This window comes from Plastoroseomonas hellenica, assembly GCF_018129085.1.
GTDB classification, from domain to species: Bacteria; Pseudomonadota; Alphaproteobacteria; order Acetobacterales; family Acetobacteraceae; genus Plastoroseomonas; species Plastoroseomonas hellenica.
Window position 1 is genome coordinate 45,352 of the sequence record NZ_JAAGBB010000010.1, and the last position, 24,245, is coordinate 69,596.

The following is a 24,245-nucleotide window of genomic DNA, read 5'->3' on the forward strand; positions in this document are numbered from 1 at the left end:
ACGACCGTCTCATCGAGCGGCGCGAATGGAGAACAGGCGGCGGAGAGGGCGCGATCGAGTGACGGCCCCCTGCACCATTGGTGCAATGGTGTATGGAGACCTGAAAATTCCATACGGCTGACCTTCGGCGGGCATCCGCCAGTGCTTCCGGCAGGATACGGGGAGTCTCCGGTTTGCCTGCGGCAAATGACCGCGGCTGTTCGTGTTCGCGCCGATCGGCCGTAGCCGATCCCCATGGCAGCGAAGAGAGACAAGCGCCTCACGGAGATGCGCGCGAGCCTGCTTGCGGAGACATCGCGGGGACGGTCGCCGATGCATGCGTTCCTGCGCGATCACTACGACGTGGTCCGCGAGGTCCTGGATCGGCCAACGCCGAAATGGCGAGCCTGCGCGCTGTGGCTGGCGAAACAGGACGTGGTCGGAGCGCAAGGCCAAGCGCCTTCGGCAGACTCCCTCAGGCAGATGTGGCCGGTGGTCAAGCGGGAGGTCGAAGCCGACCGGGACACGGCGCGGCGACGCGCAGAGAAGCGCGCGCGGAAGCGTCCGAACCGCTCACCCCGCCACGCCGGCCCGCCGCCCGTGACGGAGCGGGCGCCGGCGGCGCTGCCGGAGGCAGCCAGCGCCTTGGAGGTACCGCTGCAAGCGGCGCCCGCCCCCTCGGGGCGGGTGCTGCCGGCCAGCCCCATGGCAAGCAACGAGATCGAGCTGACGCCCGAGGCGGAGGCGAAGTTCGCCGCCCTGCGTGAGCAGCTCGCCCATGCGGACCGCTATCTCGGTCCACAACCCAAGAGGAAATCGGGATGACCAGGCAGGGTATCGCTATCGAGCAGGCTGGCGAACGGAGGCCGGTGCTGCTTATCGCCGTGGGGCGGCAGCGCGTCGGGAAGACGACACTGCTGAACGCCATCTCTCAGCACTATCGGGAGGCGGGTGCCGATCTCCGGATCTGGAATGCCGACCTTCTGAATCGAATGCACTCGCTGTCCAATTTTCATCGGGATGCGTTGGAGGCGCCGGTCGGAAGTTTCGACGACACGAAGGCATGGATCGAGGAGAGGATCGGCGACCAGATCGCCCATCGCTATGACGCGATCCTCGACGTCGGAGGCGGTGAGACGGCACTGAACCGGCTCGCGGCCGAGGTATCGCTGGTCGATGCGCTGGAGGCGCAAGGAATCCGGCCGGTGGCCATCCATCTCCTCGGGCCGGAGCTGGCGGATCTCGACTACCTCAATGCCTCGGCCGAGACCGGCCTCTTCGCGCCGGAGGCGACGATCCTGGTGCTGAACGAGGGACTGGTCACCTCTGGCCGCTCAGCGAGCTTTGCCTTCGCGCGGGTGCAGGAGCATCCGGTCGTGAAGCGGGCGGTACTGAAGGGCGCGGAGGTGACGATGATGCCGGCTCTGGGCTGCATGGCCCAGGTGACCGACCGCGGGCTAGCCTTCGCCGAGATGGCAGAAGGAGCCCAGGCCACCGGGCATCCACGGACCTCGTATTTTGACCAGGCGCGCGTGGGGCGGTGGTGGAACAAGGCCATGCCGGAATTCTTCGCTCGGCTGCGCCCTGAGTGGATGCCCCGTATCCCGGTGAGGGAGGCGGCCGAGTGATGGACGGTTTGGAGAAGCCGCCCGGGTCAGCATTGGTGCGCCGGAGTGCGGAGGCCCGGCTCAGGTTGGAGGAAAGTTTGGCGGCGCTGAATGCGGCGATGCCGGAGTTCGGCGTGCTGCCGGGTCATCCCGAACAGATCTTTATCGCTGCCATGATGGGAACACAGCGGACCTTCGGGGAGATGGCGGTTGCTTGGGGCGATGATCTCCGGGGCCTCCTGAGAGATGCACGCGAGCTCAACGAGAGCGAGCTGGATAGATTGCGGGAAGCGACGGCGCTGGCGGATCTGACGATCCGCCAGGCTAAGGCGGCGGCGGTCGCCGCGGAGGTCGAGCAGCAGCGCGCGCTCGGGCAGGTGGTGAAGTCGCTGGCGCCCCAGCTGACGGAGATCCTGCGGGATACCGTCGTGCTGAAGGAGTGGCGGCACAACAAGCGCCTGAACCTCCTGCACCATGTGAAGGTCGCGGCGCTCGCGCTGGTGCTGATCGCCGGCGGCTTCGCGCTGCGGACCTGGGACACTTGGGACGCGACGGCGTCGATTGCGCGGTGCATGGCGAGTGCGGAGCGCAACGCCGCGGGGCGCCTCTACTGCCCCCTGGACGTGATGACCGCCGCGGCGGTGCAGACTCCCGGCTGAGGGGGCACCGTTCGCGCCGGAGGCTGGAAGATTGCCGCCCTTGGCATCAAGGAGGCGGCGGGATGCGCGGAGGCCGGGCTGATCGGCTGGTGATGGGGGAGGGGCGGCGCCAATGCGGCGCCGCCCTGTTTATTGCAAGTTTGCTGGTGGCGGGCGGCGCCTGGGGGCAGGCCGGTCCGGTCCGCATGAACGGCGTACCGGAGCAGATTATCCCGCGTGTTTTCGACGTCGGGCTCGGCTCCTTCGAGATTGTGCCGGGCACAGGCGTGGTGGTCGGCGGCACGCCAGCGCCCGGCGCGGGCGGCGGTGAGGGGATGCCGGCGGGCGCGAGCGCTGCACTGGATGTGATGAGCGGTCGCAGTTGGGGCGACGCCGCGAGCCAGCATGCGACTCTCGTCGGTGTGAACCCATCGGCGCTGGCGGCGACATGCATGGTCGAGAGCGGATGCCAGAATGTGGCGGCGCGCGATGGAAGCCGGATCAGGGGCGCGTTCCAGATGTACGACCCGACCTTCGAGAGCGGACTGACGCGGGCGGTCGGGTACAATCCTGCGCTGCAAGGGGCTATTCAGCGCGGCGTCGACGGCTCGATGGATCCTGCCAACCAGGCGATATCGGCGGCCGCGACGATTCGCTCGGAAGCGGAGCGGCTTCAGCGCGCGGGGATTTCGAACCCGACGGTGCTGGACGTCCGGGGCGGGTACAATTTTGGAAGCGGCTACACGATTCCTCTGGCGCAGGCAGATGGAGGGCAGCTGATGCGCGACGTGCTTGACGGCTACACGCCAGCGCAATTGGCGGCGAATGGTATCTCACCGACGACGACGGTCGCGGACTGGCGTTCGACGGTCTCCGCGCGGATGGGAGATGCGGCGCTCCAACCGGTGCTCGTGAGCAATGGGAGATAAGGCGATGATGATCTGGAAGGGGCTGTGCATCCTAACTCTGTTCGGCGCAATTTCAGCGGAGGCCCATGGCCAGCAACAGGGGCGGGGGCAGATTCAAGGCCCTCAGGTTGTCCGGATTCTCGAAGGCTACACCTGTATGGCACTCAACGTGCAGCGGGGCCGGACTTCCTGGGACGACTTGCCGCCGGTTTACGCGGAACCATCGGCGAGCGCTGCACAGATTGGAATTGCGACGAACAACGTTATCGTTGCGGAGCCCCGACGCGAGCAGAACGGCTTCATCGCGGTGCTGCACATGGACGGCCGTCCGGGCTGGCTGGACGCAAGGATGGTCCGGCAGTGGCGCAACTTGAGCGACCCGTCGACTCAGTGCCATCCGGCGATGATGTCCAACGGCAGGCCTGGGTTTACCTACACGCGCCCGCACGGCTGATAGGGCAGGGCGGCACGCACGTCGCCGGTCGCGGCTCAACTGCGGCCGGCATTTTTGGCTGATAGGAAGCTCGTCGGCCGTGGCATGCAGGCGCCTCGCGCGACTGAGCGCTGCGAGGAGGATCGATGCTCTGGAGATGGTGGGGCGAGCAGTCGTCGGCGACGCCTTGGTTCCCGGCAGGCGCTGTGTTCTGCGTTTTGCGTGCGCTGTTGGCCGATGGGCCGGATGCGCGGGAGGTCGCGCGCGCGTGTGATGACCACGACGGTTTTGTGGTGCTGCTGTTGGCCTTCAGGAATCGGCGGCGTAGCGGCTTGCGCTAAGCGGACGCCGATCAGGTCGGAGTGTCGCTGCCGAGGCCATTGTAGATGCAGTTGAAGTTGACGGTCGGCCCGGTGTCGGCTTCTTCGAAGAGGTTCCCTCGCACGCAGAGGCGCGCGGTCCAATCGGGGGCTGGGAGCGTCGCATAGGGCGTCTGCCGGACGGGCAGGCCGCGCACCTCGAGCCAGCTGCCGGCGCGGCAGTCTTGGTGGCTGAGTTGCTGACGAAGATGCTGGAGAGCGGCCTGCTCGTCACGCGCGGCCCCGGGCACCGCCACGTGACAGGTGGGCGTTGGCGCAGCGGCCAGAGCAGGGCCAGGTGACGGCTCATGCGCGGGCCTGCCAGCCCAGGCGCCGATGGCAGCGCCGAGCGCGACGGCAGCCAGCGCGACATTGCGAGTATCCACCTCCGATGCCTCCTCGTGCGTGGTGCGAGCGAGCGGATCAGGCGGCGGCGCGAACATCAAAAATGGCGGTGCCTAGGGGCTGCTGAGCAGCCCCGCCGGACGCTGGGATGTCTATTCCCAATCGTCGAAGCTCAGCGCCGGTACGCGCTGGAACTCGCGCGTGTTATGCGTGATGGCACCAGCGAGCGAGCCAGCGCCTGGCCGGCGATCAGTGCGTAATGGGCGTGCCGGCAGAGGCGAGATGGGCGCGCAGCTCACCGGCGCGCCGCGCATCCTCTCGCGCGAAATCGACCAATTCAAACTGGAGCGCATCGACCCAGGCGAGGTTCTCGGACGCCCTGCTGCTCTTGAAGGCGCCGAAGAAGAGCTCGTGCAGGACGATAGCGGGATACCGAAGTCGCGCGGGTGGTGCTTCTTGAGCCTGGCGAGGACAGAGGGCTTGCCACCGAGGATGGCAATGACGACGTTGCTATCGAGGAGAACGTCACTCAAAAACATCCAAGGCGGGGCGATCCTGCTGAGGGGGCTCAGTCGTTGCCGCTGCGACAAAATCCTCGTCGAGAGGGCCCGTGATCGCGTCGAGCCACTGCCAGTCCTGATGGATGGGTTCCAGGATCACAGCGTTGCCGTGACGGCGGATCCGCACCTCGGCCGTGTCGAAGCGGAAGTCCTTGGGCAGGCGCACGGCCTGGGATCGCCCGGACCAAAAGACCTTTGCGGTATTCATGGCGAGCCGCTCCGTGAGTTGGGATATGCCTTTGCTACATATCGCAGGTGTGGCGCTGCAACGGCGCCGCCGAACATGCCGACGGGGTTCTAGGGAGGGGCCTATGCCCCGGCCACGCGCGGGGCAGCGAGCCGGCCCATCGATTGCCCTGCCCGCTGATCTCACTAGGGGGCGATAACCTCGAAGAGTCGGAGCTCGCGCAGGCGATCGGCGCCGTCCAGGCGCACGCGCTCGACGTTATCGGACATCCAGCCGAACGCGCCGCTGGCGAATTGCTCGTATGTCGCCCAGGTTCCATCCGGCCAGACCACAAGGTCGCTGGATGGAAGGGACGCGAGGCCCCTTCCGTGCTCACTCTCATCTCGATCACCCTCCGAAGGCGGCCATTTCCTCGGTCGCCGCGCGGCGGGTGACGGTGCGGGAGCTGTCGGTGCCGCTGGACTGGTAGGGCTTCCAGGCCTCGCCGACGACGTGTTCATAGGCATGCACCGCGCCGTCGGCAGCGGCCAGCAGCGCGGCGGCCTGTAGACCCATCTCGGCGGCAAACTGGCGGGCGCGGGCGGCCTTGCTCTCGAAGCCGAGCACGCCATCGCGGTCTTCGTCGCGGTGGTCATTGGCTATCTTTGTGGTCTCGTCGCGGGCGACGGTGACCTTCTGGGTATAGAAGCTGCCGGCCCCATAGGCGGACCCCACATAGGCGCCGACGATGCGCTGCAGGTGCATGGCCATGGCACGCTCGTTCAACGCGCCCTGCAGGACCTCCGCCGTCTGGATGACGTGCTGCTCCATGGCTTCGCGGATGGCGGTCATGTCGACGCCGTCGAGGGCGAAGGTGCGGGCGAGGTTGTCGGCCAGGCCCTGATGGGGGCAGAGGCGCTCGGCATCCTCATAGGTGATGGCCGGGCGGCTCTGGGTGGCGGAGCGGCGGGGATCGGTCTTGCCCGGCTGCTGCTTCTTGCCCTGGGATTTGCGGGGCCGGGCGGCGCGCATGGCCTCGCCCATGACGGTTCCGGAGTTGCCCTGCGTATCGCCGGCGCCGATGTTGGTCTGAGCCTGGGACATGATCTGAACCATCCTGTCACTGGTGAGGCCGGGGGGAGGGGTGGCCGCCCCTTCTTCCGGCCGCTCCCCTCGGGAACAACAGAACTATATAATAGTCTATAGTAATTGTCAAATACTCGTCCGCCAGAACTTCTCCGCTGCTCAAGTAATATTAGGACTCTATTCCGCACTTCCTTGAGCGCCGGGAGTGCAGAGGGCGGCGCCCTTTGCCCGCCGGAGGCGGCGCGGCGGGAGGCCGCGCGCAGCGACAGAAGTGCAGGCGCGCGAGCGGGTTATGTGAGAGGCCGCCTTCCCGTCGCGCATCTCTCAGGTAGTAGGACGGGGTTCCGACAGAGCATGAACGCGCGGGGCGACGCCGTGCGATCAAGGCGTGGCGTGGGCAAGTACTGGCTTCTCTTATTTCTCTCCTCCATTTCCACCGACACTGTCTCGCCATGCCTTGAGCGCAGGGCTGCGGCCTGGCGCGGCTCATGCGGCGGCGGAGCCCCGTCCTGCTACCGCCCGGAGAGATGGGCGACGGGAAGGCGGCCTCTCACAGGTGGCGCCGGAACGAGGCCCGGGACCGCCTCGTCCATCCGGGCCATGGTCGCTTTCCGGCACGGCCCCGTCGGCCCCAGCAGATCAGAGCGGCCGCGCCCGGCGGCTGCGTGAGGGATCGCAGCCCTTAGGGCGGAGACGCGGCCGAGCGGCTGGCCGGCGCCGCAGCGCCCGGGCCGGGCGCGACCTGCAGCTCCGGGAGGTCGCCCTAGGCGGCCGAGTAGAGTCCGATCCGGAGCGCAGCGGAGGGGCACGCCCTTGTTCGACGCGCGGACGGTCGGGAGGACCTTGGTCATTTGCCGCGTGCAGGCGCACCTACGAGGCGGCGAACGGCAGCTGGCGGGCCGCGGTGGAGCTGCCTGCGCGCCCTACGCCTGGTCCCGCTTCAGCATGCCCGGATTGATCGCGAGGGTGTCAGAGGGGCGGCGGCGAGAACTGGCCGGTTGCAACGACGCCGATCCGCACCGCCATCATCAACGGCGTCAACCCGCAGGCTTGGCTCACCGGCGCGCTGGAGCGAATGGTCCGGAGCGATGTTCCAGCACGGCGCCGGACACCCTGCTCCTTGGAACACGGGCGCGAACACGGGCGCCCCGGGGCGTGCAGCGGCGGCCTGAACCCAGGGACTGGCCGTCCCGTCCCTTATCTCCCTGCGGCGTAGCCTCGCAGCCGCGCGTACGCCGCCCGCTGCTCCGGCCGGAGCGCCTCGCGCATGGCGATGTGCGTGGCGAGGTGCACCTCGCGCAGCCTGCCGCTCAGCGCGCCAATCGAGGCGGTCAGGGCGGCGAGGCTTGCGATCTCCGCCGATCCGGTCGCGAACAGCCGGTCCAGGTCTGCTTCCATGCCGACGATCCGGGCGCCAAGGAGCCGCGCCTCACGAGCCATGCCGTCACGCAAGGCCTCCGCCGTGGCCTGTTGGGCAGGCGACAGGCGCAGCGCGTCAGCGTGTTCCAGCACATGCACCGGTCCCGGGTAGCCATTCATCTCGGCCGCAAGAGCGAGGCCCATGCCGCGTCCCTCAAGGAGGGCCCCAATGTCGTCCTCGGACAGCGCCTTGATCCGGCGGCCCTCCAGGCCGGCGTAGGGCAGGGCTGGGGACCCTCGTTCAGCACCATGCGGATGATGTCCGCGCTGTGGCCCCGCCTGCTGCGCCGAGGCAGGCAGGGCGAGAGCGAGGGCCAGGGCAGCGATGGGGAGTGCGGCTGAGAGGGTCATGACAGGGGCGCGTAGCGCGGAACCGGCCCTAGCTTCTATGATTGCGGTCATATGAACGCCGACCTCCTCCAAGCGCTGCCTCCCGGCCGCGACCGCCGCCTCGCCCATGGCGAGGCGCTGTTCCGTGCAGGCGACGCCGCCCTCGGCCTCGGCCTCGTGCGCCAGGGAGTGCTGGAACTTGTCCGCACCTCGCCCGAGGGGCGCCGCCTGGTCCTCCACCGAGCTGGGCCGGGCGAGACCTTCGCCGAGGCCAGCCTGTTCGAGAGTCACCATCACTGCGACGCCATCGCCGCCGTCTCGAGCCTCGTGACGGTGCACCCGGCCGCGGAGCTGCGCAGGGTGGCCAGGGCCGACCCGGGGCTCGCCTGGCGCATCGCTGCCCATCTCGCGGCCCGGCTCGTCGCCGAGCGAGCTCGCGCCGAGCGCCTCGCCCTGCCGCACGCCGCCGACCGGCTGCTCGATGTGCTGCATGCTCTTCCACCGGAGCCCGACGGCACCCGCCGCCTCGGGAGGTCCTGGAAGTCGCTCGCCGCCGAGCTCGGCCTCTCCCACGAGGCGACCTACCGGGCGCTCGCCCGGCTCGAGCGCGCGGGCCTCTTGCGACGCGAGGGCGGTGATCGCGTGCGGCTTCCGGCGGCGGCCACGGCATGAGGCTCGCCCAGCCCAGCGTAGCGGGCGAGGTCGACGGTGCTTTCGGCGACTTCGGCACGCTGCTGCCGATCCTGCGCGGTCACGGTGGCGGTTATGTCCGCGGGCGGCGTGCTCGTGGGCTTCGGTGCCTTCCTGCTGGCAACGGGGCGCATCTACCGCTTGCCGCTGCCGGCTCAACTGATGACGCCGTCGACTCCGCTGCGGTCGCACTTCCGGCGGACGGCTGCGGCGTCACGCTGGGCCGCTTCGCGCCGCGGGGCAATCTGGTGCCAGGAACCGACGCGGCAACGACATGCGGAACCCCTCGGACGCGGTGCCACTGGAGATCGCGCACTGGCGCGAGAGCCAGGGCCTCCGATGAGGCGCCGCGCCCGAAAGCGCGATCCCGGGGCAAGTAAGCGGCGAGCTGCGCCTACGTCAGCAGTACCGTCACCGCCGGTCCGGAGCGCGACGGCTCGACGGATGTAACACCTGTGATGCCGTCCTGCAGGCACTCTCGCCCGCTGCGAAACAGTCCTAGTGCGGCACGGCCCCCATCTCCACGCCGGTCTTGTCGTGGAGGGCGAAGCGATCGACGATATCGGCGCTGGCCTTGTTGTAGCCGATGACCTCGACGGTACGGCCTTCCCGACGCAGGCGGGCGACGATCTTGTCGAGTGCGCCGACGCCGGAAATATCCCAGAAATGCGCCGCCGCCACGTCGATCGTCACATGCGTCGCGCTGTCCTCGCCATGGAACGCCCGGGTGAAGCGATCGACCGAGGCGAAGAAGATCTGCCCCGTGACGCGATAGGTGGCATGGCTGCCATCCGGCGACAGGCTGCGGGCGACCGCGAACATGCGCCGCACCTTGCCGGCGAAGAAGATGCCCGACAGCAGCACGCCCGCCAGCACGCCGAGCGACAGGTCGCGAGTCGCGACGACCACGATCACCGTCACCAACATCACGACCGAGGATGTCGGCGGGTGCCGCCGCAGATTGGCGATCGAGTTCCAGCTGAAGGTGCCGATCGACACCATGATCATCACGGCGACCAAAGCGGGCATCGGCACCTGCCCGACCCAGGGCCCGAGCACGGCAAGCAGGAACAGCAGGAAGCCACCCGCGACGAAGGTCGAGAGGCGCCCGCGCCCGCCCGAGGTCACGTTGATCACGGACTGGCCGATCATCGCGCAGCCGCCCATGCCGCCAAACAGGGCCGCCACGATGTTCGCCCCGCCTTGCCCCATGCATTCGCGCCGCTTGTCGCTGGCGGTGTCGGTCATGTCGTCGACGATCTGCGCGGTCAGCAGCGATTCCAGCAGGCCCACAGCCGCCATCGTCACCGAATAGGGCAGGACGATTCGGAGCGTCTCGAGGGTCAGCGGCACCTCGGGCAAGGCGAAGCTCGGCAGCCCCTGGGGAAGCTGGCCCATGTCGCCGACCGTATGGACCGGCAGCCCCAGCCCAATGCTAACAGCGGTCAGCAGCAGGATCGCGACCAGCGGCGACGGCACCGCGGTGGTGACGCGCGGGAACAGGTAAATGATCGCGAGGCCGCCCGCGGCCATCGCATAGGTCTGCCAGCCGACATCGGTCAATTGCGGCAACTGCGCCATGAAGATCAGGATGGCGAGCGCATTGACGAAGCCGGTGATGACCGATCGCGACACGAACTGCATCAGCAGGTCCAGCCGCGCCAGCCCCGCAATCGCCTGGATGACGCCCATCAGGATCGTCGCGGCGAAGAGATACTGGACGCCGTGCTCGCGCACCAATGGCGTGACGAGCACCGCGACGGCAGCGGTCGCGGCGGAAATCATGCCGGGCCGTCCGCCGATGCAGGCGATCACCATGGCGATCGCGACGGAGGCATAGAGGCCGACGCGCGGATCGACCCCGGCGATTATGGAGAAGCCGATGGCTTCGGGGATCAACGCGAGCGCCACGACGATGCCGGCCAGCACGTCGCGCCGCGCGGACGCGGCGCCGCCGAACCATTCCCGCCGGTAGCGGGCAAGCCTGTCTGTCATTGGGAATTCCGCAACAAGCCACATGGCGCCCTTGGGCGCTTCGGATCTCGGGTCATGTGTGATGTTGTCCGGCGGATCGGCGGCCGGAATAGCCACCCGGGATTGCACCGGGTCCAGGCGGGTGCGCCGCTCCTACGAAACAAGCGGGTGCTTTGCAAGAGGGGGGCGATGGCGGTCGCTTCTGCGGCACCAGATGGGGTGCGTAGCGGCGGCTATGGGCCAGCATCTCGCGCGCGCTGGCGTGGAGCATCGGGCAAGGCGCCATAGGGGTCAGCAGCGTCGCCAGCCGCTGCCGCGTCAAGCCAGCCAGTTCTCCACAACCAGGCCCTCAATCCGAGCGAACTCGTCGGTGTTGGCCGTCACCATGGTCGCGCCGAGGGTGTAGGCATGGGCGGCGATGAGCAGGTCGTTGGCGCCGATGGAGCGGCCGGCGGTCTCGAGCGCGGCCCGGATAAGTCCGTACTCGAGATCAGAGGGCATCTCGAGCGGCAGCACGGGGATGGTTTCCAGCAGGTGCTCCACCGCGGCGAGCAGGCGGGCGGAACGCTTCTTCGCGCAGCCATAGCGCAGCTCGGCAGCGACGATAATGCTGGTGCAGACCGCGTCGTGGCCGACCTCGGTCGCGCGCTTGGCGGCCTTGCCGCCGGGGTTGCGCAGGAGGTCACTGATGATGTTGGTGTCCAGGAGGTACTGGCTCAAAGGAGCTCCTCCGGCTCCAGCGGCGGATCGTCGATATCGGGGAAGTCGTCGTCCGGTCCGAGTGGGGGCTGCTTCTGCCAGGCGGCGAGCAAGTCGGTGAGGGTCATCTTCTTGCGGAGCGGCTCGATGATGAGACGGTCACCGTCGCGGGTGATGATGGCCTCGTCGCCTGGCAGTTCGAATTCGACAGGGATACGAACAGCCTGGTTCCGATTGTTGCGGAAGAGCCTGACGTGGCGGGACTGATGGATGGGCGCGGTCATGGCGCGGCCTCCTTTACATATGCCACGACATATGTCGATTGAGCGCGGGTTTCAAGGAAACGTTGGGCAACGGCCAGGTCCGGCGGGAAGGCGGGGACCGGCGTCGCGAGTGGCATTTGTGCTTGGTAACCGGCCGTCGCCTCTTTAAAATTGGCTTCCCAGCAGGAATACACAGCCTAATTCCCGATGCCGCATAATATTGATTATGGAAAAAGGCCTACCCGACCGCCAGAAAACACCACGAACTCTCGCCGACACGGGGAACGCGGCTGGTCCGTGTGGACGGACTCTTAGTTCTGATCACTCCAGGACCGGTAAGAGCTTGCCACAATCCCCAACTAGCACAATGCCTTGCAGAACCGCTTAATCTTCGCACGGATGCTTTGGGCGATCCACGGCACGATCTAGTTGTCGACCTCCACCGCCTGGGATTAGCGTGCGACGCGGACGTGCGATGAGCCCCCTGTAAACGGCGATCAAAACGAAAGAGTGGCCCAATGACAATTTTGGTGTATCCATTCCAGGACCTCGCGGGCGCCTCGAAATACCGGGGAGTAATGGTCGGATGGATATACCGCGGTAAGGCAGACATATTCATCTGGCCCGGGGGGCCGGAGTTTGATGTGCCGAGCTGTTTGGCCTCCGCCGCCGCTTCAACGATCGTTATTCTGGGCCATTGCACGAGTGGAAGCCCGATTCTCCGATCGGAAACCTCCTATCTGCAGAACCGAGCCGTGGAGAGCCCTGGCGAAACCATTCGCGCCGGTGAACTCGCGGTCTTGCTGCGGAATCTGGGGCTCAATGACAATAACACGAGGACAATAAAATGCCTCAATTGCAGCTCCGGCGACCATTTTGATGGCTTTCAGCTGGAGGCGTCCTTCGCGACAACTCTGAAGGCCGCGCTGGCGCAGCCGGAAATCGGCCTGGGGAACATCCACGTCTACGGCTATCTGGGCGAGCTGATGCTGTTGCCAGACCGCCTGACAAATGTGCCCGATTCCACCGGGCAGCTTGTGAACATCAACAACAGGGTGCTCTCCGTGTTCGCCACACGCCGCAAGGCGTTTCGCGGCAGGGAGATGCGCTTTGAGGCGACCGGGGACGCGCAAGCCGACAGGCAAAGCGCGATGGCACTTTGGCAGCGGGTTCAGGGACAACCCGGCACAATTCCCTATTAGGATGATGCTGGCCGCTTATCGCGGCCAATGCGGTCCCGCTCGGCCTTGAACACGGCCCAGGCATCGGCAGGCTTGGCGCTGTTTGCGGCGGCCAGCCAGCGCGCGCGCTCGCTTTCCGCCAGGCTGTTCTACCAGGCGATGCCGGCGCGCTCGTCGTCGGTCGGTTCCCGGTTGCCCGTCATTCCGCGCCCTCGTACTGAACCGCGGTCGGCCAGGTGGTTGCGTCCATCGCGGCCTGCGCCTTGGTGAGAGCCTCGATGGCGGCGCGAAGATGATGGCGCTGGTTGGAAGGATCGGCATAGACCCCCCAGCCATTCACGATGCGGCCATCAAAATTCTCATGGAGTATTCGAAGCGCGCTCCCGACGTGCTCCTGGATGACCTCGGTCGCTCCAGCAGCGCGTTCGATTGTCAGCTTGACTTCCATCGGTCGGTCCTCTTCCGGGATTCGAGAATAGCGAAATCCGTCAAAGCAAGGTGCGACGAAGGCCGCCTATTGGTGTGAATCACACACGCCCGAGCGCGCTCCAGCGCCGTTCGCCCTCGGGCCGGTGTTCCCCGCAGAACCAGGTCCCCGGCTCGCCTTTGAGGAGGTCGCATCCGAAGCCGAAGCCGGCATCACGGCCGCGCACTGCGCAGTAGTGCTCGAAGGGGCCGGTCCGGACCAGCCTTATCCGGTCCGGATTGGGCTTATCGAATGGAACCAGCAGTTTCGCCGGCGCCGACGGTGCCTTTTCGACCACGATCTCAGAACTCCGCTGTTCGCGCTTGCCGTAGCCAAGCAGCGAACCCTCCGACGCGGGCGGTCGGGCGAGGTCAGTGTCTCGGCGTCGTCCTGTCATGGAAGGAAACCTCAATGTTATCAATCTTCTAGCTTGCGGTACGGGACCGCTGCGCGTAGAGTGCTGCGGCGCCGTAAGAGATGGAGGCCTTGATGGCCGCGCCCTCGAATGTCGTCCCCTTTCCGCCGACGCGGATCCTGGCCGACCAGATCGACCGCGCCAGTGACGCGGTGCCGGATGTGCGGGAGGTGTTGAATCTCGCCGAGGCCTTCGAGATCGATCCCCCCTCGATGGACCTGCAGGCGCAGGTCGAGGAGGCAGTTGCGGGCTATGTCGAGGCCAACATCCCGCCAGAGCGTGGCGCGCGCCGTGAAGCAGCGCTGCGCGCAATTCTCGACGAGTTCGTGGAGCGCGCCCGGGCCGCGGCGGAGGTGTCCCAGGAGGCGTGGGCCGCCGCGGAGCAGGCCCATGCGCGACTGAGCGACGAGCAGCAGCGGCGCGGGGATGCGGACCTGGAAGTGCTGCAGCGTTGCCTGGATAAGCTGACGCACGATGCAGCGCGCTATCGAGCATTACCGCCTTGCGGTCGAGGCACACGCGGCTGCTCGGGTAGTGGCGATGGCGCGCCGGGGTGAGGCGTGGAAGCCGTTCGATCTGCGCGATGCCGAGCGGGAGCTCTTCGGGAGCTGATCGCGAGCCGAGCGCCGGTCAGTGGAAGCCGGGGCCGCTGGGTGTGATGGGCTCGCTCTCTTCACCGGCGTCATCGACCGCCACGAACGCCAGGTCGAGGAAGGTCACATCGCGCGGCTCCAGGAGGGCGCTCTCGCCGCTGGGCAGGGAGATGATCGGCGAGTCCTTCGCAAGCGACACCCGATAGGCGCCCGCGACGATCTGCGCCGCCGCCTCTGGCGAGTCGGCGCTGACTTCGAAGTCGGCCGAGCTGGTGACGCGAGCGCGGTGGCGCAGGGGACGGACATGTCGATGCTCCCGGCGGGCCGGAGGGTCCTGATGGAGGAGGTGTCAGGGGTTGGTGGCGCCGAGCCACCAATCCGCCTGGCGAGCGGCCGCGTCGGGTTGGCGGAGCAGCGCCGCGCTCTGGCGTGCGGTGAGGCGCGGGTTGCCGGCCATCTCGCGAAGGAGATCCGCTTCCGCTTGCCAGCGCCGCGCCGACGCGATGCAACCGGGATCGAGCTCCTGGGGTGATGACGGCGTGCGCGTCGCCCGTGCGGATGTGTGCGCGCACGCGTGGAGCGGGGTGCGTTGCATCTCAGCCTCATGTCGTGCTGGAGGTGGCACCGGCGGCCGTCGGCCGCGGCGGACTAGACCGGCCGCTGGCGCGGTACGTGCGGCAGGGATGGGTAGCGATTGTCGGGCGCACCAAGGCCCGCGTCCTCGTGGAGCTGCAGGATGCGAATGGCGATGGTCACGGAGCGACCATCGCGCAGCGACCGGACGCGAGCGACGTCCGTGCGATTGCCCATGAAGAGGGAGAGCCAGCGCCCGCTGGTCGGATCCCGGCGCGCGGCCTGCAGCTCGCCGTTCAGGAACGCCTCCACGATCCACGGACGGCGCAGGCATGGGCGACCGCGGTAGCGGTCCCGCCAGAATCCGCCGTCCTGGATGTAGAAAATCGAGCCCAGGGCGACGGTGCCGGCGCCGAGCGGGTTCACGCCGCCTTGGCGGCGCTGGGCGAAATAGTGTCGCAGCATCGGCGCCTCCTCAGAAGGGCAGTTCATCGAGATCGATGAGCAGCCGGCGCTCGGGTGGAGCGAAACCCGCTGTCTCCAGCGCGAAGCCGTCGCAGAGGCGCTGCGCATAGCACCAGCGCGCGAAGCGCGCCGCGGCATCGCGCGACACGAAGCAATAGGGGTGGCAAACGGGGGCGTGATGGACTCGCCCATGGAGGCTGTGGCGGCCTTCGTCATCGATCACGTCGAAGACGACGGTCGTGAGGGCGCGCGGATGCATCCCGAGCGCGTTCGGCGCGGCGGTGATCGTCATCCTGAATCTCCGGAGCAGGGGGTGTCGGCGCCTGGAGCCGTGAAGCGGAAGACGGCGGACCGCCCGGCGCCAGAGTGGCGCCGGGCGTGCTCCCGTCAGAATGGGATCTCGTCGTCGAGGCCGCCCTTCCCCGCACCCGTGGCCGCGCCCTCGGGCCGGCGCTCGCGCCGCGTACCGCCGGCACCGGGGACGCTGCTCTCCGGTCGCGGGCCCTGGGGATCGCCCAGCATCTGCAGGCTGCCGCCGTAGGGGCGGAGAACGATCTCCGTCGCATACCGGTCAGCGCCGCTCTGGTCCTGCCACTTGCGGGTTTCGAGCTTGCCCTCGAGATAAACGAGGCTGCCCTTGCGCAGATACTCGGCAGCGACCTTGGCGAGGCCTTCCGCGAAGATCGCGACGCGATGCCATTCGGTCTTCTCCTGGCGCTCGCCGCGGGCATCGCGCCAGGCTTCGGAGGTGGCGATGCTGATGTTCGTCACCTGCCCGCCGTTCTGGAAATGCCGAACCTCGGGGTCCGCACCGAGCCGACCGAGCAGCGTCACCTTGTTCACCGAACCCGCCATGATCGAGATCCTCTTCATCTCTCATCCCGCAGAGGCCTTCCGGCCCACGCCGGTCGTGTCCTCTCGGGTGCGGTCGAAGAGAGCCGCGGCAGCGGGCGGGCCTACTCCTGAGGCATGCGAACGAGCGGGCCCGCGACGCGGCGACGCGGGGCTTCTGCCCAGCGGGAGCGGCAGCGCGGGCTTGCGAGGGAGCGTGCCGAACCGCCAGGCGCTTTCCCCTGGGGAAGCGGGAGTAGGACCGCCCGCTGCCGTGGCTCAGACCGCAGCGATCCCGAGAGGATGCGTCCGGCGCAGGCACGGCGCCGAGCCTGTTTCAAGGCTCCATCCCCGCCTCCGTCTGCTTCCGCCCGCTTCTCTCCGATCCCTCCCCTTGCCCTTCACGGCTCTTGCGGTGACCGTCACGCGCAACTCGACGGGACCTTCAGGCGGGTGGCGGGCGACGCCTGGTTGCGGAACAGCCGACAGGCCGCGACCAGGCGCGCCGGGCAGCACGAGTTGCCGCCGCCCACAGTCGACCAGGTGCCGAGCTCTTGCTGTCTCCGACTTGCTATAACCCGGCGGGGTACGCCTGCCGGCGGGCGGCCGGCTGGCGCCGCATGCCCCGTGTCGAGCGGCTCCCCTTCGCCGCGCACCGCTTCAAATGTTCGAGCTCATGAGGGGCTCGAACTCGGGTATGGGGGAGGAGCGTCCATCCGCGACAGTGCGCGTCATGCGGCTCTGCCCTCGGGGGCTGCCTGGGCCGGCAGGCCTGCATGCCCCGCACCCTGAAGTCCTGCGGCCCGGCTTACGCCGGGCCGCTTCCCCATCCGCGGTTGAGCCGCGCCGTCTTCCTTTGAGCGTTGACAGCGCACCGCGCGGGGCGTTGCTGGCGGTCATGTCGAAACTTCCTTTCGAGCGGATCGTCGACCCGGTCGCGGCACCCGGCCAGGCGGCGAGTAGCCTGTTCGGAACCGCCGTCCCGGCGGGGCCCCCGCCCCCCGGGCTGCTCGCCTTCTACTGGTACTTCATTCGCCAGGCGAAGGCGCTCTTCGTGCTGCTCTTCCTCTGCGGTATCGTGGTCGCCGTTCTCGATGCGCTGATCCCGATCTTCATCGGCCGGCTGATCGGCCTGCTCACAACGCACGGGCCAGAGCGCCTGCTCGCTGAGGCCTGGCCACAGCTCCTGGTCATGGCCGCTGTGCTGCTGGTCGGTCGCCCGCTTGCCATCACGGCACAGAATCTGGTCGCCGCGCAGGGCATCAACGGCAACGTCACCAGCATGATCCGCTGGCAGAGCCATTACCACGTGGCCCGCCAAGGCTGGAGCTTCTTCCAGGAGGATTTCGCCGGCCGCATCGCCAATCGCGTCATGCAGGCCGGCCCGGCACTGCGCGAGAGCGTGGTCCAGGGCGTCACCGCCGTCTGGTACATCATCATCTATGGCAGCACCGCGGTGCTCTGGCTGACCCAGGCCGATGCGCGTCTCGCCTTGCCTGTGCTCTGCTGGTTCGGCGCCTATCTCCTCCTGCTGCGCTTCCTGGTGCCGCGCATGCGCGAACGCTCCAAGGCGGCATCGGAAGCGCGTTCGCTCCTCACCGGTCGCATCGTCGACAGCTACACCAATATCCTGACGGTCAAGCTCTTCGCCCGGGCGGAGGATGAGGACAGCTTCGTCCGCGACGGCATCGCGCGCCTCAACGCCGCGTTCCAGCGGCAAATGCGCCTCGTCACGCTGAACAGCCTGTTGCTCTCCAGCCTCAATGCCTTGCTGCTGACCGTGATGGGCGCCCTCGCCGTCTGGCTCTGGCATCGGGGCGACATCACCATCGCAACCGTCGCCGCGGCGCTGCCAATGGGCTGGCAGATCGCCAATATATCAGGCTGGGTCGCCTTCAATGTCACCGGCATCTTCGAGAATGTCGGCGTGGTGCAGGAAGCAACCGGCAGCATCGCCGTCCCACCCACCGCGCCCGACCCGCCCGGCGCAGAACCGCTGCGCGTCACCGCCGGCGCTATCCGGTTCGAACAGGTGCACTTCGCCTATGGCCAGGAGCGCGGCGTGCTGAACGGCTTCGACCTCGCCATCGCGCCCGGTGAGCGGGTTGGGCTGGTCGGCCAGTCCGGCGCCGGCAAGACGACGGCGATGAACCTCCTGCTGCGCTTCTTCGCGCCTGAGGCTGGCCGTATCACCATCGATGGCCAGGACATCGCCAAAGTCACACAGGAATCACTCCGCGCCGCGATCGGCGTGGTGACGCAAGACACAGCCCTGCTGCACCGCTCGGTCGGCGACAACATCCGCTACGGCCGCCCCTCCGCCGGCGAGGCGGAGCTCATCGCCGCCGCGAGCCGCGCCGCTGCGCATGACTTCATCACGGAACTGCAGGACTGGCGCGGCCGCGAGGGCTTTGAGGCGCATGTCGGCGAGCGGGGCGTAAAACTCTCCGGCGGCCAGCGCCAGCGCATCGCCATCGCCCGCGTGCTTCTGAAGGATGCGCCGATCCTCGTCTTGGACGAAGCGACCAGTGCGCTTGATTCGGAGGTGGAAGCTGCGATCCAGGAACAACTCGCCGGGCTGATGGAGGGCAAGACGGTGATCGCCATCGCCCATCGCCTGTCCACCCTCGCCAGCATGGATCGGTTGGTAGTGCTGGAGCATGGCCGCATCGTGGAACAGGGCAGCCACGCGGAGCTGCTCGCGCGCGACGGCACCTATGCGCAGCTCTGGAAGCGGCAATCGGGCGGCTTTCTGTGAGCCGTCGCGACTTGCGGGCTATGGCAGAGCGGGTGGTGATCCATCGTCCCTCGCCACAAGGGGCCGCGACGCCCGTGGGGCGCCCTGCTGAGGGTAGTCGCGCGGTCATGGCCTGCACGGTGCGCAACGCTCCGGCACCATGGCGGCCGAGCGGCCCTGCCGCGGCCCGCGGGCCGCCAGGCGGCCTGCCGGCAAGCAGGGCCGGGCTGCGCAGGCCGCCGTGGAGCGAAGCGGTGCTGGCCAGCGAGGGCTGCGAGATCAGCGGATGCGCTCGATTGCGCTTCGGCCGCGGTGGAGGCCCACCGCCAGTCGTGGTGAAAGGTACCCGGGCTCAGGCCGCCGGCGTGCTTCCCGGCATGAGTCGGCGACATTGAAGCATCCGCGACAGGCCAGAGGTGGACACGCGCCTTCGGCACTATGCGGCGATGGCGGCGGGCTCCTGGGTGGCAGCCAGCGCGGCCTCCAGCTCCATCATCTCGCGGCGTTTGGCCTCTAACTCGTCCTGGAACTCGAATTTCTCCGTCAGTCGCGCTTCAAAGGCCGGCAGTTGCAGCTCGGCCTCGGCCAACCGACGCTGGAACTCGGCCAACTCCACCTCGAAGCGGCCAAGGTGATATTCCAGGCGAGCGACCAGGCCGAGCGCGGTGAGGTCGCCGTGGAGCTCGACCTCCTGCTGGCGGTTCGTCCGATCCACCAGCAGGCAAAGATCGAAACCACGCGCAAGGCGTCGGCTCTCGGCAATGAGGTTGAAGCCGCCGATGCGGCCAAGCCTCCAGGTGCCCTCCTGGGCGACCAGCCTGTACGCGCGAACGGCTCCGAGAACGGCCGCGCCGGCGGCCTTGCGGTCGGTGTGCCGCCGCCCCTCGACGTCCATGGCGAAGGCCTCCGCCCTCGTCGGTTCCCTTCGCGCTAGATCCTGCCGCAGGTCCTCGATACCGCGCCGCGACCGGAGGATCGTGTTCCGGTGCTCGGCGATACGGCGACGGACCGCGTGCTGGTCGTCGAAGTGCGCGGCGTGCTGGCGCTCGAGCCGGGCGATTTCTGATTCGAGGCCTGCCCTCTGCATCAGCCGCGGGTCGCCCGAGGCGATCGCCTTCGCCATGGCGAATTGGTTCACCTGGCTGCCGATGTCTTCCAGCCGGCGGATCGAGCGATCGCCGCCGAGCGCCGCCGAGATGAAGCGCGCCTTTCGCTCATTGTTCTGCCACATCGGCGCATCCATAGAGCCGAGCGTGGCATAGGCGTAGAGGCCGATCTCTTCGTTCTGGTTGCCCTGCCGCTCAGCGCGGCCCTCCCGCTGTTCGATCTCGGACGGCAGCCACGGCACGTCGAGGTGATGCAGGGCGATGAGGCGGCGCTGGGCATTGACGCCGGTGCCCATCGTCGCCGACGAGCCGAGCAGGAAGTCGATCTGACCGTTGTTCATCTTGTTGAACAGTGCCTGCTTGGCGTCGGAACGCTTGTAGTCCTGCATGAACGCGATGCGCTCGGCGGGGACCCCAAGCCCAATGAGGCGCTCACGGATCCACCGGTAGGCCGAGAACCCACGCGTGGCGACGGCGCCTTCCGTGCCAAGGTCGGAGAAGATCATCTGGGTGGCGCCGGCGACCGGGTGAGGTGTCCCGTCCGGATTCCAGTAGCGCGTGGCGCGCGTCTCCTTCCAGATGCGGAAGGCATTGTCGATCAGAGCGTTCAGCTTGTTCTCTGGCTCGTCATCATTGCCCGGAAGGACGAAGCGGAGGTCGATCGCGGCGTGCCGCCCGTCGGTGATGACCGAGAGGAGGATGTCGTCTCCCTTCTCCGCTTTGCGCGTGCGCCCCTCGATGGCCTTGATGCGCGCCGCCAGCACCTTCTGATACGCCTGGAAGGCGGGGCTCGCGGGCGCCGTGATGATCTGGCGCTTGCCACCCTGGATCGCCGGCAGCTTCAGGTACTGACGGAGATCATCCTTCTGAACGACATCGGCGACGGTGCGGAACACCGCGATCAGGTCGGCGACGTTGACGAACTCGCTGAAGCGGGTGACGGGTTTGTAGAGGCCCGAGGGCTGCAGCTCGAGCTCCGTGCGCGTGTCGCCGAAGTTGGACGCCCAGGCGTCGAACTCCATGATGCCGCGCTCCAGGAGCATCTCGGGCTGCATGAAGCGCTGCAGGGTGTACATCTCGCCCAGAGTGTTCGTGATCGGGGTACCCGAGGCCATAATCAGCGGACGGCCGGGGTTCTTCGTCGCGATGAAGCGCGATTTCACATAGAGGTCCCAGGCACGCTGCGAGCCATCCGGGGCAATGCCCTTCAGCCCGCCCATGTTCGTGGCAAAGGAGAGCTTGCGGAACTCCTGCGCCTCGTCGGCGATCACCTGATCGACGCCCATATCGGCGATCGTCAGCATGTCGTCCTTTTGGGTCTGGAGCGCCTCGAGCTTTTCCTCCATGCCCTCCTTAATGCGCTCGATGCGCTTGCGGGCGATGCGGTCATCGCCGTCGAGGCGCTCCAGCAGCGAGACATAGGCGCTGATCTGCGCTTCGATCAGCCCGCGCTCGAATTCGGCGGGTACGGCGATAAACTTGAAGGCCGAATGCGTGATGATGATGCAGTCCCAGTTTGCCGTGGCGGCACGGGCGAGGAAGCGGCTGCGCTTGTCCTTGGTGAAGTTCGTTTCATCAGCAACGAGGATGCGGGCCCCCGGGTAGAGCTGCAGGAATTCGCGCGACGGCTGGGCGAGGCAGTGACCCGGCACGGTGAGCGTGGCCTTCGAGATCAGGCCGAGGCGCTTCTGCTCCATGATCGCCGCGGCGATGGAGAAGGTCTTCCCGGCCCCGACCGCATGGGCGATGTAGGTGCTGCCCGACGAGATGATGCGCCAGACGACACGCTTCTGGTGGGCGCGCAGCTGGATGATGCCGGAGGCGCCTGGCAGCTGCAGGTGATCACCGCTGAAGTGGCGCGGCACCAGGTTGTTGAAGCGGTCGTTGTAGAGCCGCACCAGGCGCTCGGCGCGCTCGCTGTCGGTCCAGACCCAGCGCTCGAAGGCCTGCTTGATCTTGGCCAGCTTGTCCTTGGCGGCCTCGGTTTCCTTCGCGTTGAGCTCGCGACGCTCGCGCCCCTCTTCGTCGCGCCAATGGTCCCAGATCTGCGGGATGGAGGCGTTGAGGGCATCGTCGAGCAGCTCGCCGGCGTGGCGGCGGTGGGTGCCCCATTCCGAGGTGGCGGACGCCTGCCCGGCGAAGCGGCTGATGTCGATGCTCCAATGTGCCACTTCGACGGTGTGCCGAACCGGCGTCTCGACCCCCAGCACCTCCTTCGAGAACGCGGCGACATCACTCGCGGCGATCCACGGTGCGCCGAGGCGGGCGGTGATGTCGGATGGCCGGAGATCCTCCGGCTGCACCCGCTCCAGCGGCGCGACATTGCGGGTGTAGCGGGCATCCATCGCCGCGGCGGCCCTGGCGGCCGTGAGCTTCCGGCGGACAGGGCCAGACAGGTACTCATCGGCGGTCTGCCAGACCTCGAAACCCTCGGTGGTGGGGCTGGGCTCCAGAAAGACGGTCTCGCCCAGCTGGGCGATCGCCGTATCGCGATCGCAGCCGAGCAGCTCCGCGATGTGGTCGAGATCGACCACGCCGCGCTCGGCCAGGGTCACCGCCAGGGCGTCGGCCGCGGTGACGATGACCGGGTCGGCGGGAGCGTGGATCACGCGCTCCGAGAAGATCGGGCCCTTGGTCGCGCTGCCTGTCGCAAGGTCGTAGTCCTCGATCGACGACACCAGCCAGCTATCAGGATCGTCGAGGAAGGGCTGCAGGTTCGGCCGGCGGCTGGTCTCGGTCACCTCTCCGGTCTCGGGGTCGGTGCTGGTGGTGACCGTCGTGAGGTTGATCGCACCGAAGGCGCGGATGAAGGCGTGGTAGGCGCCCCGGAGCCGGACCTGAGCCGCCCCGCAGGGTTGGTTCTGCTCCTGGGCCCGGATCACCTCCCGGACGGCGTCCCGCACGGGGATCAGCCCGCGGATGATTCGCGCATGCTTCGCGAAAATCCCGACCGTCCCCTTGCCCGACCTGACGGCCACGGGCTGGGCGCGGCCGTCGACCACCTGCAACAGGGCGCCGCCGTGCCCGACCAGGTAGCTGCCCTCCTTGATCGTGGCGCCCTCGGCGGCGGTGCCGACCTGGATTGCCGGTCGGGCCAGTCGGACGGCCTCCTGCGCCTCCTGAGGCGGTGTATGGAGCCCCTCGGGCAGCCGGGTGATGGCGACCGCCAGCGCTCCCTCGAGCGGCCGGTCATCCGCCTCGCAGGTATAGGCAAGACCGAATTGGCTGCTGGCCCACCCGTGGCGGCCAAGCACCATCTCGGGATGGCTGGCGAAGTAGCTGTTCGCCAGGACTGGCGCCTCGCCATCCTCGGCGGGCCTCACCTCCGCCAGCTCCGTCCAGGCGATACCATTCGGTGCAGTATCGCGCGCCCGGCGCTGCAGGAAGAGGATATCCACTACGACATCGGTGCCGGCCGCGGCGGCGAAGCTGCCGGCGGGCAGCCGGATCGCGCCGAGCAGATCCGCCATGCCGGCGATATGCGCCCGAGCCGTCCTGTCGGCCTTGTCCATGGTGCCGTGGCTGGTGACGAAGGCAGCCAGGCCGCCGAGCTTCAGGCCGAGGCGGCCAGCAGGATCCTCGACCCGAACCGTGCGATCCGAGAAGGGCGGGTTGCCGACCGCGAGGTCGAAGGTCTCCGCGATCCGAGCCCGGGTGAAGTCCTCATTGCGGATCCAGGCCTTGGGATAGAGCAGCGCCGCGATCCGGGCGGTGATGGGGTCCATCTCCACGCCGGTGACGGTGGAGCAGTCCTCGATCGCATTGGGGCGGAGGGCCAGAAACAGGCCAGTGCCGCAGCCGGGCTCCAGGATGCTGCCCTGGCGGAAGCCCAGCCGGCTCAACCCGGCCCAGACCACGCGCACCAGGTACTCCGGTGTAAAGTGCGCGTACTGGGTGCAGCGGCGCAGCGAGGCGAGCTCAGCGGCCGAGACCGCCACCTCCAGCGCCTCGCCGGCGTCCTCCCAGGCGCGCGGAAAGGCCTGGCCGGGCCGCCGGAAGAGGGAATTGGCGAGCTCACCGGCACCGTAGCCGGCGAAGCGGGCGAGGACCGCCTGCTCCTCGGCCGTGGCGGGCCGGGTTTCGGCCTCGATCCGCTGCAAGAGCCGGATGGCCGCCAGGTTGTCCGCGGCACGGGCGCGCCAGCCTTGGGCCAGACCACGGTCACCGCCGAGGGTGAAGTCGCGCGCGACGACGCGCGGAACGGCCGGCGCCGCCGGCAGGTCATCCGGCTCTGTTTGATCGAGCGGCGGGAGGAGGCCTCCGATGGTGCTCCCACTGTGGAGGGTGAAGCTGCTCAGGGCGGTCGTGTCGAAGAGGCTGAGCTGAGCGGGGGACGAGGCATTTGGCATGGCTGGGCGAGTCCTGCGCGCACGCGCGAGCGCCCGGCCGCCGTGCGGAGGCCGGGTGGTGCAGCGGTGCTGG

24 protein-coding genes and 1 other annotated feature are annotated in these 24,245 nt (G+C 68.0%); of the genes, 9 read left to right on the plus strand and 15 right to left on the minus strand.

The window, feature by feature from the left end:
* The first annotated feature begins 312 nt into the window (after window positions 1–312).
* The 5 genes from GXW71_RS10050 to GXW71_RS10070 all read left to right on the plus strand — a co-directional run bounded on the left by GXW71_RS10050 (window position 313) and on the right by GXW71_RS10070 (window position 3,586).
* Entirely contained in the window at window positions 313–804 is a 492-nt protein-coding gene (locus GXW71_RS10050) for a hypothetical protein (protein ID WP_211852359.1), read from the plus strand.
* Window positions 801–1,607 carry a DEAD/DEAH box helicase family protein gene (locus tag GXW71_RS10055; protein WP_211852360.1) on the plus strand — a complete coding sequence of 269 codons (807 nt, stop codon included), beginning with the start codon at window positions 801–803 and terminating at the stop codon, window positions 1,605–1,607. The genes GXW71_RS10050 and GXW71_RS10055 overlap by 4 nt, the downstream gene beginning before the upstream one ends.
* A gap of 77 nt (window positions 1,608–1,684) precedes the next feature.
* A complete protein-coding gene (locus tag GXW71_RS10060) occupies window positions 1,685–2,245 on the plus strand; it encodes a hypothetical protein (protein WP_211852361.1) in 561 nt (186 codons plus the stop codon).
* Between the two features lie 62 nt (window positions 2,246–2,307).
* A complete protein-coding gene (locus GXW71_RS10065) occupies window positions 2,308–3,153 on the plus strand; it encodes a hypothetical protein (RefSeq protein WP_211852362.1) in 846 nt (281 codons plus the stop codon).
* Between the two features lie 4 nt (window positions 3,154–3,157).
* Window positions 3,158–3,586 carry a hypothetical protein gene (locus tag GXW71_RS10070; RefSeq protein WP_211852363.1) on the plus strand — a complete coding sequence of 143 codons (429 nt, stop codon included), beginning with the start codon at window positions 3,158–3,160 and terminating at the stop codon, window positions 3,584–3,586.
* 331 nt (window positions 3,587–3,917) lie between these two features.
* On the opposite strand, the gene GXW71_RS10075 is transcribed toward GXW71_RS10070, so the two are convergent.
* From GXW71_RS10075 to GXW71_RS10090, 4 genes are all read right to left on the minus strand, one after another.
* Window positions 3,918–4,367, minus strand: coding sequence for a hypothetical protein (locus GXW71_RS10075; protein WP_211852364.1), 450 nt, complete (start codon window positions 4,365–4,367; stop codon window positions 3,918–3,920).
* A gap of 427 nt (window positions 4,368–4,794) precedes the next feature.
* On the minus strand, window positions 4,795–5,037 hold the full coding sequence (locus tag GXW71_RS10080) for an antitoxin (protein ID WP_211852365.1): 243 nt from the start codon (window positions 5,035–5,037) through the stop codon (window positions 4,795–4,797).
* Between the two features lie 366 nt (window positions 5,038–5,403).
* Window positions 5,404–6,099: a hypothetical protein gene (locus tag GXW71_RS10085; RefSeq protein ID WP_211852366.1), complete on the minus strand. Its 696-nt coding sequence runs from the start codon at window positions 6,097–6,099 to the stop codon at window positions 5,404–5,406.
* Between the two features lie 1,179 nt (window positions 6,100–7,278).
* Window positions 7,279–7,923, minus strand: a complete 645-nt coding sequence (locus tag GXW71_RS10090; RefSeq protein ID WP_211852367.1) for a hypothetical protein — start codon at window positions 7,921–7,923, stop codon at window positions 7,279–7,281.
* Between GXW71_RS10090 and GXW71_RS10095 the strand changes: the two genes are divergently transcribed.
* Window positions 7,903–8,502: a Crp/Fnr family transcriptional regulator gene (locus GXW71_RS10095; RefSeq protein ID WP_211852368.1), complete on the plus strand. Its 600-nt coding sequence runs from the start codon at window positions 7,903–7,905 to the stop codon at window positions 8,500–8,502. The two genes, GXW71_RS10090 and GXW71_RS10095, sit on opposite strands and share 21 nt — an antisense overlap.
* Window positions 8,503–9,018: 516 nt before the next feature.
* Here the strand turns inward: GXW71_RS10095 and GXW71_RS10100 are convergent.
* The 3 genes from GXW71_RS10100 to GXW71_RS10110 form a co-directional block, all read right to left on the minus strand.
* Window positions 9,019–10,515 (minus strand): SulP family inorganic anion transporter, encoded by a 1,497-nt coding sequence (locus GXW71_RS10100; RefSeq protein WP_211852369.1) that lies wholly within the window; start codon window positions 10,513–10,515, stop codon window positions 9,019–9,021.
* A gap of 62 nt (window positions 10,516–10,577) precedes the next feature.
* Window positions 10,578–10,633: a sequence feature (sul1 is cis-regulatory element that is thought to sense ions involved in sulfur or methionine metabolism; They are found in Alphaproteobacteria), on the minus strand.
* A 179-nt stretch (window positions 10,634–10,812) separates the two neighbouring features.
* Window positions 10,813–11,214 (minus strand): type II toxin-antitoxin system VapC family toxin, encoded by a 402-nt coding sequence (locus GXW71_RS10105; protein ID WP_211852370.1) that lies wholly within the window; start codon window positions 11,212–11,214, stop codon window positions 10,813–10,815.
* A complete protein-coding gene (locus GXW71_RS10110; protein WP_211852371.1) occupies window positions 11,211–11,477 on the minus strand; it encodes an antitoxin in 267 nt (88 codons plus the stop codon). Before GXW71_RS10110 ends, GXW71_RS10105 begins: the two co-directional genes overlap by 4 nt.
* A 497-nt stretch (window positions 11,478–11,974) precedes the next feature.
* Between GXW71_RS10110 and GXW71_RS10115 the strand changes: the two genes are divergently transcribed.
* Window positions 11,975–12,658 (plus strand): hypothetical protein, encoded by a 684-nt coding sequence (locus GXW71_RS10115; protein WP_211852372.1) that lies wholly within the window; start codon window positions 11,975–11,977, stop codon window positions 12,656–12,658.
* Between the two features lie 178 nt (window positions 12,659–12,836).
* Here the strand turns inward: GXW71_RS10115 and GXW71_RS10120 are convergent, their stop codons facing one another.
* Together GXW71_RS10120 and GXW71_RS10125 are read right to left on the minus strand one after the other, a co-directional pair.
* Entirely contained in the window at window positions 12,837–13,085 is a 249-nt protein-coding gene (locus tag GXW71_RS10120) for a hypothetical protein (protein ID WP_211852373.1), read from the minus strand.
* Between the two features lie 79 nt (window positions 13,086–13,164).
* A complete protein-coding gene (locus GXW71_RS10125) occupies window positions 13,165–13,500 on the minus strand; it encodes a hypothetical protein (protein ID WP_211852374.1) in 336 nt (111 codons plus the stop codon).
* 92 nt (window positions 13,501–13,592) lie between these two features.
* On the opposite strand from GXW71_RS10125, the gene GXW71_RS10130 reads away from it, so the two are divergent.
* Window positions 13,593–14,075 carry a hypothetical protein gene (locus tag GXW71_RS10130; protein WP_211852375.1) on the plus strand — a complete coding sequence of 161 codons (483 nt, stop codon included), beginning with the start codon at window positions 13,593–13,595 and terminating at the stop codon, window positions 14,073–14,075.
* A gap of 73 nt (window positions 14,076–14,148) precedes the next feature.
* Here the strand turns inward: GXW71_RS10130 and GXW71_RS10135 are convergent, their stop codons facing one another.
* The 5 genes from GXW71_RS10135 to ssb all read right to left on the minus strand — a co-directional run bounded on the left by GXW71_RS10135 (window position 14,149) and on the right by ssb (window position 16,004).
* Window positions 14,149–14,310, minus strand: coding sequence for a hypothetical protein (locus GXW71_RS10135; protein WP_211852376.1), 162 nt, complete (start codon window positions 14,308–14,310; stop codon window positions 14,149–14,151).
* 150 nt (window positions 14,311–14,460) lie between these two features.
* Complete coding sequence (locus GXW71_RS10140; RefSeq protein ID WP_211852377.1) at window positions 14,461–14,706, minus strand: hypothetical protein; 246 nt, start codon at window positions 14,704–14,706, stop codon at window positions 14,461–14,463.
* Window positions 14,707–14,759: 53 nt separating this feature from the next.
* The gene (locus GXW71_RS10145; protein WP_211852378.1) at window positions 14,760–15,149 is read right to left on the minus strand and encodes a hypothetical protein; all 390 of its coding nucleotides are present in this window, start codon (window positions 15,147–15,149) and stop codon (window positions 14,760–14,762) included.
* A gap of 10 nt (window positions 15,150–15,159) precedes the next feature.
* Entirely contained in the window at window positions 15,160–15,441 is a 282-nt protein-coding gene (locus GXW71_RS10150) for a hypothetical protein (protein ID WP_211852379.1), read from the minus strand.
* A 95-nt stretch (window positions 15,442–15,536) separates the two neighbouring features.
* Entirely contained in the window at window positions 15,537–16,004 is a 468-nt protein-coding gene (gene ssb / locus GXW71_RS10155) for a single-stranded DNA-binding protein (protein WP_246526453.1), read from the minus strand.
* Between the two features lie 874 nt (window positions 16,005–16,878).
* On the opposite strand from ssb, the gene GXW71_RS10160 reads away from it, so the two are divergent.
* Window positions 16,879–18,738: an ABC transporter ATP-binding protein gene (locus tag GXW71_RS10160; protein ID WP_211852380.1), complete on the plus strand. Its 1,860-nt coding sequence runs from the start codon at window positions 16,879–16,881 to the stop codon at window positions 18,736–18,738.
* Between the two features lie 415 nt (window positions 18,739–19,153).
* Here the strand turns inward: GXW71_RS10160 and GXW71_RS10165 are convergent, their stop codons facing one another.
* On the minus strand, window positions 19,154–23,146 hold the full coding sequence (locus GXW71_RS10165) for a lactate dehydrogenase (RefSeq protein WP_246526441.1): 3,993 nt from the start codon (window positions 23,144–23,146) through the stop codon (window positions 19,154–19,156).
* Between the last annotated feature and the right edge of the window lie 1,099 nt (window positions 23,147–24,245).